The sequence below is a fragment of the Gilliamella sp. Occ4-3 genome, assembly GCF_001690675.1.
GTDB lineage: Bacteria > Pseudomonadota > Gammaproteobacteria > Enterobacterales > Orbaceae > Gilliamella > Gilliamella bombi.
On record NZ_LZHR01000024.1, the window covers coordinates 12258 to 26711 of the forward strand.

Annotated in this window: 14 protein-coding genes; 3 read left to right on the forward strand and 11 right to left on the reverse strand. The window is 34.1% G+C overall.

Features of this window, described 5'->3' with window-relative positions; all coding sequences use genetic code 11:
- Positions 1–77: 77 nt before the first annotated feature.
- From A9G44_RS02935 to rpsU, 7 genes are all read right to left on the reverse strand, one after another.
- The gene (locus A9G44_RS02935; protein WP_065609158.1) at positions 78–833 is read right to left on the reverse strand and encodes an SDR family NAD(P)-dependent oxidoreductase; all 756 of its coding nucleotides are present in this window, start codon (positions 831–833) and stop codon (positions 78–80) included.
- Between the two features lie 181 nt (positions 834–1014).
- Positions 1015–1467: a universal stress protein UspA gene (gene uspA / locus A9G44_RS02940; protein ID WP_065589863.1), complete on the reverse strand. Its 453-nt coding sequence runs from the start codon at positions 1465–1467 to the stop codon at positions 1015–1017.
- A gap of 65 nt (positions 1468–1532) precedes the next feature.
- The gene (pitA, locus tag A9G44_RS02945) at positions 1533–3047 is read right to left on the reverse strand and encodes an inorganic phosphate transporter PitA (protein WP_034914116.1); all 1515 of its coding nucleotides are present in this window, start codon (positions 3045–3047) and stop codon (positions 1533–1535) included.
- Positions 3048–3116: 69 nt separating this feature from the next.
- A complete protein-coding gene (locus tag A9G44_RS02950) occupies positions 3117–4088 on the reverse strand; it encodes a bile acid:sodium symporter family protein (RefSeq protein WP_065609159.1) in 972 nt (323 codons plus the stop codon).
- Between the two features lie 73 nt (positions 4089–4161).
- Positions 4162–6003 carry an RNA polymerase sigma factor RpoD gene (gene rpoD, locus A9G44_RS02955; RefSeq protein WP_034914122.1) on the reverse strand — a complete coding sequence of 614 codons (1842 nt, stop codon included), beginning with the start codon at positions 6001–6003 and terminating at the stop codon, positions 4162–4164.
- Positions 6004–6083: 80 nt separating this feature from the next.
- Entirely contained in the window at positions 6084–7865 is a 1782-nt protein-coding gene (gene dnaG, locus A9G44_RS02960) for a DNA primase (RefSeq protein WP_065609160.1), read from the reverse strand.
- Positions 7866–8008: 143 nt separating this feature from the next.
- A complete protein-coding gene (gene rpsU, locus A9G44_RS02965) occupies positions 8009–8224 on the reverse strand; it encodes a 30S ribosomal protein S21 (protein ID WP_024495180.1) in 216 nt (71 codons plus the stop codon).
- 185 nt (positions 8225–8409) lie between these two features.
- On the opposite strand from rpsU, the gene hemB reads away from it, so the two are divergent.
- The 3 genes from hemB to A9G44_RS02980 all read left to right on the forward strand — a co-directional run bounded on the left by hemB (position 8410) and on the right by A9G44_RS02980 (position 11316).
- The gene (gene hemB, locus A9G44_RS02970) at positions 8410–9423 is read left to right on the forward strand and encodes a porphobilinogen synthase (RefSeq protein WP_065609161.1); all 1014 of its coding nucleotides are present in this window, start codon (positions 8410–8412) and stop codon (positions 9421–9423) included.
- Between the two features lie 284 nt (positions 9424–9707).
- The gene (locus tag A9G44_RS02975; protein WP_034914983.1) at positions 9708–10478 is read left to right on the forward strand and encodes a hypothetical protein; all 771 of its coding nucleotides are present in this window, start codon (positions 9708–9710) and stop codon (positions 10476–10478) included.
- Between the two features lie 28 nt (positions 10479–10506).
- Entirely contained in the window at positions 10507–11316 is an 810-nt protein-coding gene (locus tag A9G44_RS02980; protein WP_034914980.1) for a hypothetical protein, read from the forward strand.
- Here A9G44_RS02980 and nudC read toward each other — a convergent pair.
- From nudC to rnpA, 4 genes are read right to left on the reverse strand one after another with little or no spacing between them, the layout of a single operon-like run.
- Positions 11313–12116, reverse strand: coding sequence for an NAD(+) diphosphatase (gene nudC, locus A9G44_RS02985; protein WP_065589856.1), 804 nt, complete (start codon positions 12114–12116; stop codon positions 11313–11315). The two genes, A9G44_RS02980 and nudC, sit on opposite strands and share 4 nt — an antisense overlap.
- 58 nt (positions 12117–12174) lie before the next feature.
- Positions 12175–13797 carry a membrane protein insertase YidC gene (gene yidC / locus A9G44_RS02990; RefSeq protein ID WP_065609162.1) on the reverse strand — a complete coding sequence of 541 codons (1623 nt, stop codon included), beginning with the start codon at positions 13795–13797 and terminating at the stop codon, positions 12175–12177.
- A complete protein-coding gene (yidD, locus tag A9G44_RS02995; protein ID WP_034914994.1) occupies positions 13797–14039 on the reverse strand; it encodes a membrane protein insertion efficiency factor YidD in 243 nt (80 codons plus the stop codon). The genes yidC and yidD overlap by 1 nt, the downstream gene beginning before the upstream one ends.
- 47 nt (positions 14040–14086) lie before the next feature.
- Positions 14087–14443 (reverse strand): ribonuclease P protein component, encoded by a 357-nt coding sequence (rnpA, locus tag A9G44_RS03000; protein WP_080702383.1) that lies wholly within the window; start codon positions 14441–14443, stop codon positions 14087–14089.
- Positions 14444–14454: the final 11 nt, after the last annotated feature.

Here is a 14454-nt window from a genome sequence, read left to right on the forward strand (position 1 = left end):
AGTCTATTTTGTTTGCCAAACAAATTTTTTTAATTTCTACTAAAAATCAACAGAAAAAAATTAATAAAAAAGTTATCTTATTTGGCCTCTTTACAAACAGACAATCCTGCCGATGCTTGTGCAACAGGCATTATTTCAATTGAGTTGACATTAAAATGATTTGGTGTATTAATTAACCAAGAGACAGTATTAGCTATATCTTCGGGAGTAATAAATTCAACACCTTGATAAACCTGTTCGGCCTTCTGGTTATCGCCATGAAAGCGAACATTTGAAAACTCTGTACCACCACTTAATCCCGGTTCGATATTAGTAACTCTAACCTTTTTCCCTAATAAATCGGTACGCAAATTAGCACTAAATTGTTTAACAAAAGCTTTAGATGCACCATAAACATTTCCGCCTTTATAAGCATAAGTACCAGCCACAGATCCAAGATTAATAATATAACCAAAATTGCGCTCAACCATTTCTGGTAAAATTTGTCGAGTTAGATTTACTAGCCCAATAATGTTAGTTTCAATCATTGTTTCCCAATCGTTATAATCTGCTTCATAAGCAGGTTCTAAACCTAATGCTAGACCTGCATTATTTATTAAAATATCTATGGGCTTAAATTCATTTGGTAGTTGCAATAAAATAGTATTTACTGCATCTTTTTTAGTTATATCTAATGGTAATGAAAAGAAATTAGCACCTAATTCATCTGCAAGGTTTTGTAGTTTATCTGCACGTCTAGCTACGCCTACAACTTTATAACCATCTGCTATAAGCTTACGGCAGATAGCTTGCCCAAATCCAGAGGATGCACCAGTAACCAAAGCTATATTCATATTAAATCCCCTTATAAACTAAGTTAAAATTGGAGTATATTTCGATAAACGACTATATGCACAAACAAAAAGTAGTAAATAAAAATATACTGAAACACATAGTTACCTGAAAGTTTTTTACAAAAAACTATCTAATATCTATAAAAAAACCCGCTAATTAAGCGGGTTGATATTTAATACTTCATTTAGCTGGTTCTTCTGCTGGTTCTTCATCTTTTAGCGGAACAATTAATGTATCAATATGTGTATTATTGATAAGTTGACGAGCAGAAGACATTAACTTACTCCAAAAGTCCTGATGATGACCACACACGACAAGATCAGCGCCATATTCATGAATTGCTTCGATTAATACTTGGTCAAATTCACCATTCCCAGAAAGAGTATGGGCTATAGGATATCCCGCATCATTGGCTAGTTTATTTAATGCAATATGCGCATCTTCAGTAATTCGGTCTTTCATATCATTCATATTAATATCAACTAAACCAGTATAAAGATCAGAATAATTAATACCAACATGAATCAAAGATATTTGAGCATTATATGGCCTAGCCATAGAAACTGCTTTTTCGACAAGAACTTCACTTTCAGGTGATAAATCTACTGCAACTAATATGTGTTTATAAGCCATGATACATTACTCCTTCCAATTTAACGGTCAGATAAAACTACAAAATTGATACTCTCTTTTTACTACTAAATCAATTTTTGAGCAAGCCAAAAAAGTGACCCAGATAACAAAATTGAAATTGGAAGTGTTAAAATCCAAGTTAATGCAATATTTTTAATGGTCTTACTTTGAACGCCACCACCATCAACAATCATTGTACCTGCCACAGATGAAGAAAGAACTTGAGTTGTTGAAACAGGCATACCAGTATAACTTGCAATCCCAATTGATAAAGCCGTAGTGATTTGTGCAGACACGCCCTGTGCGTAAGTCATCCCTTTTTTACCAATTTTTTCACCAATAGTAATAGCTACACGACGCCATCCTATCATTGTTCCAATTGCTAGTGCTGAAGCTACCGAAATAATGATCCAAATCGGCGCATATTCAACAGTTTTAAGTAAATCGTTATTCAAAGATTTCAGATATTGTTTTTCCTCTGCTGTTACATTAGCTTGTTTAGCAACATGCGAAACAGTATCCGATAAACATAATAATATGCGTCTAGCTTGTGAACGTTGTTCAACTGTGAGTGATTCATAATTATTGATTTTATTAAATAAATTATGAGCAATACCCAGTGTGATAAATGAATGTGAATAGTCACAATGATACTTATTCAAATCGCCTTCTGGAATACTTGTATCTAATGCAGGTTGTTTACCTATTATCGTAGTTAGATCATCATTGTGAGTAACAAAGTACTCTCGAATATTATCAATAGCATTACGAGTGTTAGTAATATCATAGGTGGACGCATTCATATTAACAATAAAGCCAGCAGGAGCGATACCCATCAATACTAACATTAATAAACCAATACCTTTTTGTCCATCATTAGCACCATGAGAAAAACTCACACCTGCAGCAGAAATAATAAGCATTATTCGGATCCAAAAAGGTGGCTTTTTCTTACCATAAAGTTTTTCTCGCTGCTCTGGAGTCATAAAGATGCGTTCTCTTTTTTTACTACTCTTTTTACTTTGCCCTTTACGTGTCCAATACTTACGCAGACAAAAAATCATTAATCCAGCAATAACAAGACCAACTATTGGTGAAACAATCAAGGATAAAAAGATTTGAATCATCTTAGGAATATTAAGCGCATCAATAATTGATGTATCCATAACCAATGCATTTGCAAGTGCTACGCCAATAATAGAACCAATTAAAGTATGTGAACTTGATGCAGGAATACCAACAAACCAAGTACCTAAATTCCAAATGATTGCTGCAAATAAAATAGAAAATACCATAGCAAGCCCATGAGTAGAGCTTACATTAAGTAATAAATCAGTTGGTAACAAATGCACAATGGCATAAGCCACACTAAGCCCACCAAGTAGTACGCCAAAGAAATTAAATACTCCGGCCATAAAAACGGCAAGCTGTTCTTTCAATGCCCTTGTATAAATAACAGTGGCAACAGCATTAGCAGTATCATGAAATCCATTAATAGCCTCATAAAAGAGTACAAAAAGTAAAGCTAAGACTAATAATATAATGGTTGAAAATTCTAAATCAGCAAATAGATGAAACATAATATATCTTTCTGTTGTTAATTAGCGCCACTATTATCCTTGAGAATAAGCTAATGAGCAAAACAATTTTTATATTTTTCTTTTAGCATAACGAGCAGCTAAAAAAGCACAAATCATTAATTGGATTTGATGAAAGATCATTAAAGGTAGGATCAAAATACCCATCATCGACATGGGGAAGATAACACTTGCCATTGGAATACCGCTTGCTAGGCTCTTTTTTGAACCACAAAATACAATTGTGATTTCATCTTGTTTGCTAAAACCAAAAAATCTTGCACTATAAGTGGTAATAAATAAAACTATAACTAACAAAATAATTGAGAAAAATATAATATTTAACAAAGATAAAAAACCGACTTGCGACCATATACCATTAACAACTGCATCACTAAACGCGACATAAACCACTAATAAAATCGACAAACGATCTGTTTTAGAAATAATATTTTTATACTTATCTACCCATTGACCAATAAAACGTCTAGATAAATGCCCGACAACAAAAGGCAACATCAGTTTCAGCATAATAGAGGTAATGGCATCAATTATGTTCATTGATGCCGAGGTTTGAGTATGTATTAACAATCCAACTAAAAGCGGGGTAATAAACACCCCCAATAACGTTGATGCTGAGGCACTGCAAATAGCTGCTGCCACATTACCTTTAGCTATTGAAGTAAATGCTATTGCAGACTGCACTGTTGCTGGTAAAACACAAAGATAAACAAAACCTAAATAAATATCGTGCGATAAAAAAGTGGGCACTAGTAACTGCATCATCATGCCTAAAACTGGGAATATTACAAATGTAGTTGTAAATATTAACAAATGTAATCGCCAATTTTTAATACCAGAGACAATTGCTTGAAAAGAAAGTTTTGCACCATGCATAAAAAATAGCAAGCCAATAGCAAAAGTTGTAAGGTATTCAAAAACCGTTTTAGCCTGTCCTTCACAAGGAAAAAAGCTAGCTGTAATCACAACACAAATTAGAATCAATAAGAATGAATCAATCTTAACACGTTGAAATATATTCATGATTTTTAATATCTTTGATTAACAAGAATAAAAAAATCGCCACAAAAGTGGCGATATACAAGAAAGATAAAATTTATTCTAAGAAACTACGAAGCACATCAGATCGACTTGGATGACGTAATTTTCTCAGCGCCTTAGCCTCAATTTGACGAATACGTTCACGAGTTACATCAAATTGCTTACCAACTTCTTCTAGCGTATGATCTGTATTCATATCAATACCAAATCGCATACGTAACACTTTCGCTTCTCTAGGCGTTAATCCTGATAAAATATCGCGAGTTGCGCTACGTAAACTCTCAGAAGTCGCCGCATCTAGCGGTTGCTCAAGCGCAGTATCTTCAATAAAATCACCTAAATGCGAATCTTCGTCATCACCAACTGGTGTTTCCATCGAAATTGGCTCTTTAGCAATTTTAAGCACTTTACGAATTTTATCTTCAGGCATTTGCATGCGTTCAGATAACTCTTCAGGTGTTGGTTCACGACCGATTTCCTGTAACATTTGACGAGAAATACGATTTAACTTATTAATTGTTTCAATCATATGTACCGGAATACGAATTGTCCTTGCTTGGTCAGCTATAGAACGAGTAATCGCTTGTCTTATCCACCAAGTTGCATAGGTTGAGAATTTATAACCACGACGATATTCAAATTTATCAACTGCTTTCATCAAGCCAATATTACCTTCTTGGATAAGATCTAAGAATTGTAATCCTCGGTTGGTGTATTTTTTCGCAATAGAAATAACTAGTCGTAAGTTAGCTTCTACCATTTCTTTCTTAGCTCGACGCGCTTTAGCTTCGCCAATAGACATACGTCGATTAATATCTTTAATTTGCTCAATAGAAAGACTTGTTTCAGTTTCAATTTGTTGTAACGAATCAACTTGAGCAGCAATTTGAGTTTCAAAATCTTTTAAATTAGCCGCAAAAGCACCTTTCGATGATAAAGCTTTCTTAAACCAATCCATGCTATTTTCATTACCAGTAAAATAAGTCATAAATAGTTTTTTCGGCATTTTGCATTTTTCAACACAAATCCTCATAATAACACGTTCATGAGTTCTAACACGCTCCATCATGCTTCTCATGTTATTAACAAGAATATCAAACTGTTTAGCAACTAAACGGAATTGTTTAAATATTTCTGATAGATTTTCGATCTCTTTTTGTGCTTTTTTATGAGCACGACCATATTTTTTAATAGCATCAGACGTTTTATCATGTTGCTCTTTTAATTCGGCAAATTTAGCTTTAGCAACTTCGGGATCGATAGAAACATCATCATCAGTTGATGCCTCGTTTTCATCATCCTCACTATCATCATCGCTATCATCGATTTCAATTTCGGTTTCACTAACGTCTAAATCTTCAGGTAACTCTTCAACAACTTCTTCAGCATTTGGATCAACAAAACCTGTAATCAAATCAGATAAACGAACTTGTCCACTTTCGATTAAATTATATTGCTCTAAAAGATAAGTTATAGCTTCTGGATATTCGGATACCGAAGTTTGAACTTGATTAATACCATCTTCAATACGCTTAGCAATATCGATTTCGCCTTCACGCGTTAACAGTTCAACCGCTCCCATTTCACGCATATACATACGAACAGGATCGGTTGTTCTACCAATTTCTGACTCAACATTAGATAATACTAATGCTGTTGCAGCTTCAACGGCCTCTTCATCAGGGACATTATCTGAAAGTAATAACTCATCAGAATCTGGGGCTTCTTCAAGAACTTGAATCCCCATATCATTAATCATTTGGATAATATCTTCAATCTGATCTGAATCAATAATCTCTTCAGGCAAGTGATCGTTGACATCAGCATAGGTCAGGTATCCTAGCTCCTTACCTCGAATGATTAGGAGTTTTAACTGTGATTGAGAATTTTGCTCCATAAAGGTATCCATTTTAGTTATTTGGTCATTTATATTATGCATGTAGAACAATATCTGGAATCTACACGTACTCTATATATTTAGTCTTTTTTTGATAAAACAAGTATTAAAGTCGCCAATTCTTTTTTCTCTGCGGTGCTTAAACCGGAGACTCTCTCTTTTGCGATTAGTTCATCTTGCCTCTGGGCGAGTATATTATCATATAACTCTTTTAAAGTATGTGAAAAAATTGAGCCTATTTCAGCATCTTGATAATGACACTCCCATGTGGATAAACGATTCAACTGCTTATAAAACGGTCTATCCATACACTCTATTAATATTTGTGCAGTAGTTATATTGGGATAACGTTGACATAGTTCAAGTAATTCAACAAAAATCTCGATCCCAGCCATTTTAACCTGGCGAATCACATTTATATCAGAAACTTGCTCAGCAAGATTAGGATATTGAAGTAATAAACCAATTAAAACTCGCATCGTTGTTAATTTCATTTGTGATGTAGGTGCTTTTTCATTTGCCTTTTCATCACGTTGGGAACGATTTTCTTGAATTAATTGTTCTAATTGAGATACATCAAGTAAACCTAAATAATTACCGAGCTTCTGCAATAAATTTAATCTAAAGGCTTTCGCCTTAATTTGATCAAGTAGCGGTAAAGCTAGCGAGCTCAATTTCGCTTTTCCTTCAGCCGTTTTTAAATCAACCTGTTTCAAAAGTTCATCAAATAAAAATTTCGATAAATTTGAAGATTCATTTAAATATTTTTCAAAATTATCCTTACCGACTTTACGCACAAAACTATCAGGATCTTCATCTTGAGGTAAAAAAGCAAAAGTAATTTTCTTACCATCGATTAAGCAAGGTAATAAAACATTAAGTGCCCGCCAAGCAGCGCTTCGCCCAGCATTATCGCCGTCATAACAAAATATTACCGAATCGGTTGCTCTAAATAATAATTTAATATGCTCCTCTGATGTAGCCGTACCTAAAGCAGCAACAGAATAATCAATGCCATATTGAGCAAGCGAAACCACATCCATATAGCCTTCAACCACCATCAATTGCTGAGGATTACGATTGACTTCTAGCGTTTCATAAAGTCCATAAAGTTGAAAGCCTTTATGAAAAATAGGGGTTTCTGGTGAATTAATATATTTTGCAGAATCATTAATGATAGTTCGTCCACCAAACGCGATAACATTGCCTTGTCTATCACGAATAGGAAACATGATTCTTCCACGAAAACGGTCATATTGATTACCCCTATCGTGGCTGACTTGCATACCGGCTTGTTCATAAAGTGCTTCTTCAGCTTTTGTTTTAACCACACTTTGTGAAGTTAAACGCCACTCATTAGGCGCAAAACCAATTCTATACCGTGCTATAATTTCTGCATTGAGTCCCCGTTGCTCAAGATATTTTTGAGCATCAGTAGATGTAGATAATGCTAATTGTTGCTGATAAAAATCGGTAATTTTGCCCATCAAAGTATATAGATCTCGACGTACATTTCTAGATTCAATGTGCTTTGATTGATCAATTTGATTTTTATCGTTATCAATATAAGGGACACGAATCCCTTGCAAGCTAGCTAACTCTTCAATAGCCTCAGGAAAAGATAACCTCTCATATTGCATTAGAAAATTAACAACAGATCCTGACGCTCCACATCCAAAACAATAAAAGATCTGTTTTTTCTCATTAAGAGAAAAAGAAGCTGTTTTTTCATCATGAAAAGGGCAACAACCAAAATAATTATTCCCCTTTTTTTTCATTTTAACCCGTTTACCAATCACATCAAGAATGTTAGTTCGAGCAGTTAGATCCAAGATAAAATCGCGAGGAATAAGACCTTTCATGATAAAACTTTAACCAATTATGGTGTTATAAAAAGACAACAAGCCGTATCAAAATACGGCTTGTTAGAATTCTTTATATCAAAAAGATAATAAATTGATTTTTAATATCAATTTTAATTTTCAGTATAAATAATCTTAAAATATTAATATAAGCGAGTACGACGAGCGTTTTCTCTTTCTAATTTTTTAGCATGACGCTTAACAGCTGCTGCTTTAGCTCGTTTACGAATAGTTGTTGGTTTTTCGTAAAATTCACGATTACGAACTTCAGCTAAAATTCCTGCTTTTTCACAAGAACGTTTGAAACGACGTAACGCTACATCGAAAGGTTCATTTTCACGTACTTTAATTACTGGCATGTGCCTCTCACCTCAAATTTGTTTAATATCACAAGGGATTAAAATTAGTGCGCAATTTTACCCTCAATCGATATATGTTGTAAAGTAAAAAATAGAATTATTACAAGATAACAAATTAATTTGCTAATCAGCATATAGAGTCAGATAATAAATCAAACCTAATTGAGAATAAACAGGAGTATTTCATGCCATCATTAATTACTGGTCAATATCCAAAGCGCCGCCTACGCCGTAATCGTGCCCATGACTTTAGTCGTCGTATGGTTGCAGAACATAGTTTGACGGTCAACGATCTAATTTATCCGGTTTTTATTGTTGAAGGAAATAATATTACTGAATCAATTACCTCGATGCCAAACGTTAATCGAATGAGTATTGACGTATTGTTAAAAGAAGCGGAACAAGTAGCTAAACTAGGAATTCCTGTTCTTTCACTATTTCCCGCTATTGAACCATCAAAAAAATCTTCATTAGCACAAGAAGCATATAACGAAAATGGATTAGTACCAAAAGCTGTTCGAGCATTAAAAAAAGAAATTCCAGAGCTCGGTGTACTAACTGATGTCGCACTTGATCCATATACCACGCATGGACAAGATGGCATTATTGATGAACAAGGGTATGTACAAAATGATATCTCTGTTGAAACGCTTGTTAAACAAGCATTAATGCAAGCTCAAGCAGGTGTAGATATTATTGCACCAAGTGACATGATGGATGGACGCATTGGAGCAATACGTAACGAACTCGAAAAGCACGGTTTTTTTAACACACAAATTATGGCTTATTCCGCAAAGTACGCATCAAGTTTTTATGGTCCTTTTCGTGATGCTGTCGGTTCTGCGAAAAATATTAAAGGTGGCAATAAAAAAACTTATCAACTCGATCCAGCTAATAGTAACGAAGCATTACAAGAAATCTATCAAGATTTAAGTGAAGGTGCAGATATGGTCATGGTTAAACCTGGTATGCCTTATCTTGATATCGTTCGAAGAGTTAAAGACACCTTTGCTGTCCCAACTTTTGCTTATCAAGTTTCTGGCGAATATGCTATGTTAACAGCGGCAATTCAAAACGGTTGGTTAGATGAAAAATCAGCAATTATGGAATCTTTACTTTGCTTTAAACGTGCTGGTGCCGATGGCGTATTAACCTATTTTGCCAAACAAGTAGCCGAATGGTTGCATCAACAAAAATAATATTTTTTGAAATACTGCTCTTTTCAAATTGGAAGGAGCATTTAATTACCTATCTAGATTCTCATATTCATCAAATCACATTATTAATCATATTATTTAATAGCAATTTTTCACATCTTTTTAATTCACCAGTATAAGAAATTTATAGATAAACATTAATTATCATATTTATACTTGGACAATTATTGTACTTTACTAGAAAATGTAAAAAAGTTTCAGGAAAGCTATATGTTTATGTAAAAATCTGATAATATTTACGGGGATAAGCGATAAGGGAATAAAAAATGATTTATGAACTCGTACCAAACGAATTACATGATGAATTTAAAGCTTTTCATCATGACCTAGAAAAAATAACATCGCAACATGTGCAATCTTGTCCCTTCTGTAAAAAAACTGAATTCTATATAATTCGTTCAAAACCTAATAAAACATATCGTTGTAAAGACTGTCATAAATATTTTACCGTTTCAACCAATACTCCTTTCTATCGTTTAATGCCCTATAATTGGTTAGAGTTTATTTTTACCAACCGAATAAATAAAATGGGTTATAAAGAAATTGCGGACAGACTCGAAACATCGCTCGAAAAAGTTATACGACGGGATCGAGCTATTATTAACTATCTTCAAAGCTATTACCCATCATTACATAACTGGTATACACATCAAAAACAAACAAAACTAATGCCATCTTTAGCGGAACAATACAATACCATTAAAGCTAAAGTAACTGCCTTATTGAATGAACAAAATCCAACTTGTAAACACTGTGGATCTAACGAAACCGCCAAAATTGGTTCTCGCACTTGCTATCGCTGTAAACGGTGTCGACATAGCTTTAGTCTTTTAAGCAACACTAGTTTAAACCGTATACCAAAACCTGAATTATGGCTACAATTCATTGAGTTACTTGTTTCTGGGGCTAATAACTCACAAATAGGAAAAGCTTTAAATTTACACAATGATACAGTACGTAAATGGCGCTCTGCTTGGTACTATATGATGAAAGATTGGCAATGTGAAGCACTTGCAGTATGGTGCAAAAATAAATAAGAAAACAGGATAAAAGGAAAATAGAACTATGAGAAAAAATAATTTATTTTTATATACGTGCATAATTAGCAGTACATTACTAATTAACGGTTGCGATGATAAAAAAACATCTGACAAAAAAAACTTACCACAACTACCAACAGCAGTTATTAATAGCTACCTTTTCCATACTGAGCCAGAGCTATTACCATTTAGTAAAATGATTAAACAACAGCATATTCAAGGCTCATCAACTAAGATAATTAACTACAATGACAAAGGCTTTGTAGCTAATTATGATTTAGAAGGGCTACATGGCGAAATTAACTACGACACAGCTAAATATAGCTACGGCATAGGCGATACCAGAAACGTTTACGATATTACCTTTGATTCTTCACAAAATATACTAGGTATGAAAAACAATGAAAATGATATCGTCGCAAGTTCAGAGTTCGATGAACAAGATCGTTTAGTTGAAACAACTTTATCGCATTTTGCAGAAAATAATATCATTTTTAACAGCAAAATTATTTATGACAACAATCGTGTAGAACTCGTGTTATATAATGCCTATATTCCTGTAGATGAAAAAACAAAATTCCCTGTGTTGGCTCAAGAAAAAGAATTTGTATATAACGCAAACAATCAATTAGAAAAAACTATTATCAAAACCTTTAAATTATCATCAAATGGAGACATCATCATTAATGATAAAAACGAACAAGAGGTAGAACTAATAGAAACTTGTACTTATTCAGATTATAATCCAAACAGTGATTGGACTAAAGCTGTGTGTATTACAACAGGTGACGAATCAAAAACAGTTAATCTAACAAGAACAATTCAATATAATTAGTCATTGCCATATTCATCATATTCGCGGCAAAGTATAATTGTATCCTCAATTAAGCGTCTAGCAATGGTGCCATACTCAGGAATTTTAGGTAACTCTGTATAATGGTACCAATTTGCTTCAATGAGTTCGTTTTTATCTACCACTATTTCACCGCTATCATAATCAGCTAAATAAGCCATCATTAATGAATTTGGAAATGGCCAAGGTTGCGAACCAACATAACGAATATTTTTAATTTTTATTTTTGATTCTTCAAATACTTCTCGTTCAACGGCTGTTTCCATTGTTTCACCGATTTCAGTAAAACCAGCTAAAACGGTATATAAGTTATCTTGATTATGCCTAACATGTTTTGCTAATAAAATTTTATTATTATGACGAATAGCCACAATAATAGATGGTGAAATTTGTGGATAATAGCGCTCTTTGCAGTGATCGCATAGACAACACCATTCCGTGCTACTGATATACATCTCATGCCCACAATATCCACAATATTTGTGGGAACGATAAAACTCAGAAAGTTGCACTGCTCGACCAGCTAAATTAAATAATGATTGATCTGTTCTATCAAGTAATGAACGAACTGAACTCATCGCATTTTTCATTTCATCACAAATCAGCCAAGCTGTTTGCCCATTCCATTCACCTATTGGTTGAGCAAGTTTGTTGGTAAAACCAAATTCATCAGCACACCCAACAGGAACTTCACCATTAGGCAGCCATAATCGTCCATTAGCACTTACAAACCAATAACCGTTTTCATTACCTATCAAATTAAATTGTTGCTGTATATTCATATTATTAACACCAAAGATAAAAACAAAAAAGGAGGATCACTCCTCCTTTTAATCAATACTATTTCTTTTTCTTCTCGTGAAGTCCCTTTTTCTCAAGTTCCCAGTAAATAATTCGTTGCTGAGCAATTGTGAATAAGTTACTGACGATATAATATAAAACCAAGCCTGATGGGAACCATAAGAAGAACAACGTAAAAATTAATGGCATATAAGTCATTAATTTTTGTTGTAGTGGATCGGTAACAGGTGTTGGTGACATTTTCTGAATTAAAAACATACTGACACCCATTAATAAAGGCAAAATATAGTATGGATCTTGCGCTGATAAATCATAAATCCAAAGCGCAAATGGCGCATGTCGTAGTTCAACTGTACTACTTAACATATAGAACAATGATAAAAAAATCGGCATTTGGATAATTAATGGCAGACAACCACCTAACGGATTCACTTTTTCTTGCTTGTAAAGCGCCATTGTTTCTACACTAATTTTTTGCCTATTATCACCATAACGCTCTTTTAAAGCTTGTATGCGAGGCTGTAACAACTTCATTTTCGCCATTGAACGATACTGAGCACGAGTTAATGGGAATAAAATACCTCGAACAATAAATGTGATAACAATAATTGAGAAGCCCCAGTTACCAACAAAACTCTGAATAAACTTCAACAAATAAAACAACGGTTGTGATAAAAACCATAACCATCCATAGTCAACAACTAAATCAAGATGATTGGCTGTTTCTTTCAATTGGCTTTGAATTTCTGGTCCTAACCATAATTTTGCACCAATAATTTGTGAACTCCCCGCAGGAATAACTGCTGATTCACTTTTGAAACCAATTGTTGCTTGAGAATTATTAGCCGTCGCACGAGAATAAAATAGATTATTTTTATCCTGTGCGGGTACCCATGCGGAAGCAAAATAGTGTTGCAACATCGCAATCCAACCCGTTTGAGTCTCAACCGATAAAGCTTTATCTTTGATATCATCAAAACTGTATTTACTATAATTAGAACTAGAACTAGAGTAAGCTGTACCACGGAATGCGCTTTGTCCTAATCCACTACCACCTTCGGTTGGAATATCATCAGGTAATTTAATTGTTTGTTTTAATTGACCATACATGGCAACATCAACAGGTGCACTGCTTTGGTTATTAATATCATACTGAACATCAATAGAATAACTACCACGGTGTAATATATAGTATTTAGTATAACTTACACCATTAACTTGATAATTAAGAGGAACACGCAATTCATCTTGCCCATCAGCTAAAACATATTCTGACTTTTCAGTTTGATAGACTGGACGTTTTGATCCTTGAGTTGCATTATCAGGACCATCCTTACCTGTTAATCCGCTTTCAGCAACATAAACAAAATCTGGACGAGATGTTAATAATTGGAAAGGCGTACCAGAATGAAGAGTTTGCTCATATTTCAATAATTGTGCAGCCTGAACATCCCCACCATAAGTATTAATAGTGAGTGACAGCACATCTGATTTTACAGTAATTGTTTTACCTACTGCGCCAGCTATTGAGCCATCATCACTTTGTTGTGTTAATTGGTTTTCGATCGGGGGTTTAGGTGTGTGATCTTCTTCCCACGCTTTCCAAATAAAAAAAGATACAAAAAGTAAAGCAATGACTAAAATATTACGTTGAGATCCCATTAGTGTTTTTCTCTATTGGTTTTAATTTTTGGAGGAACAAAATCTTCTCCTCCTTCATGTAAAGGATGACATTTTAATACACGTTTAACGGTTAGCCAACCACCTTTTATTAATCCAAAGCGTCTCAGTGCAATTATTGCATACTGTGAACATGTCGGTGTAAAGCGACATTTAGGACCTAATAAAGGACTAATAAAACGTTGATAAACACGAACAAAAAACACAAAAACATTAACTATCATATAGTTAAATGCATAAATATGCTGTTTAATAATCAATTTAAATTTATTCAAGCCTCGTATTTGGCTATGATTCGTTGGCATAATTTATTCAGTGTTTCAACGAGTTGCTGATTATCTAAGTCGATAACTGGCTGTTTGGCCATCACAATAAAATCAATATTAGGAAATTGATGTTGATGAAGCCGAAAATACTCTTTAGCCAGTCGCCTTATACGATTACGCTCATGAGCTCGTTTCACTTGTTTTTTAGCTATAGCAAACCCTAACCGCATATGATTGTAGTTATTTTTTCGTGCAACTAAAGTTAAAAACGGAGAACCAGCCCGAATGGACTCTTGGAAGACATGATTGAAATCAAAGGGAGTTAACAACCGCAACTCCCGAGGAAAAGTGAACTTAATCACCCAACTTTAAA

Excerpts from the sequence above, each read along its gene's own strand:
- A9G44_RS02935 (WP_065609158.1), bottom strand. The coding sequence starts at position 833 with ATGAATATAGCTTTGGTTACTGGTGCATCCTCTGGATTTGGGCAAGCT.
- uspA (WP_065589863.1), bottom strand. The coding sequence starts at position 1,467 with ATGGCTTATAAACACATATTAGTTGCAGTAGATTTATCACCTGAAAGT.
- pitA (WP_034914116.1), bottom strand. The coding sequence starts at position 3,047 with ATGTTTCATCTATTTGCTGATTTAGAATTTTCAACCATTATATTATTA.
- A9G44_RS02950 (WP_065609159.1), bottom strand. The coding sequence starts at position 4,088 with ATGAATATATTTCAACGTGTTAAGATTGATTCATTCTTATTGATTCTA.
- rpoD (WP_034914122.1), bottom strand. The coding sequence starts at position 6,003 with ATGGAGCAAAATTCTCAATCACAGTTAAAACTCCTAATCATTCGAGGT.
- dnaG (WP_065609160.1), bottom strand. The coding sequence starts at position 7,865 with ATGAAAGGTCTTATTCCTCGCGATTTTATCTTGGATCTAACTGCTCGA.
- rpsU (WP_024495180.1), bottom strand. The coding sequence starts at position 8,224 with ATGCCAGTAATTAAAGTACGTGAAAATGAACCTTTCGATGTAGCGTTA.
- hemB (WP_065609161.1), top strand. The coding sequence starts at position 8,410 with ATGCCATCATTAATTACTGGTCAATATCCAAAGCGCCGCCTACGCCGT.
- A9G44_RS02975 (WP_034914983.1), top strand. The coding sequence starts at position 9,708 with ATGATTTATGAACTCGTACCAAACGAATTACATGATGAATTTAAAGCT.
- A9G44_RS02980 (WP_034914980.1), top strand. The coding sequence starts at position 10,507 with ATGAGAAAAAATAATTTATTTTTATATACGTGCATAATTAGCAGTACA.
- nudC (WP_065589856.1), bottom strand. The coding sequence starts at position 12,116 with ATGAATATACAGCAACAATTTAATTTGATAGGTAATGAAAACGGTTAT.
- yidC (WP_065609162.1), bottom strand. The coding sequence starts at position 13,797 with ATGGGATCTCAACGTAATATTTTAGTCATTGCTTTACTTTTTGTATCT.
- yidD (WP_034914994.1), bottom strand. The coding sequence starts at position 14,039 with ATGATAGTTAATGTTTTTGTGTTTTTTGTTCGTGTTTATCAACGTTTT.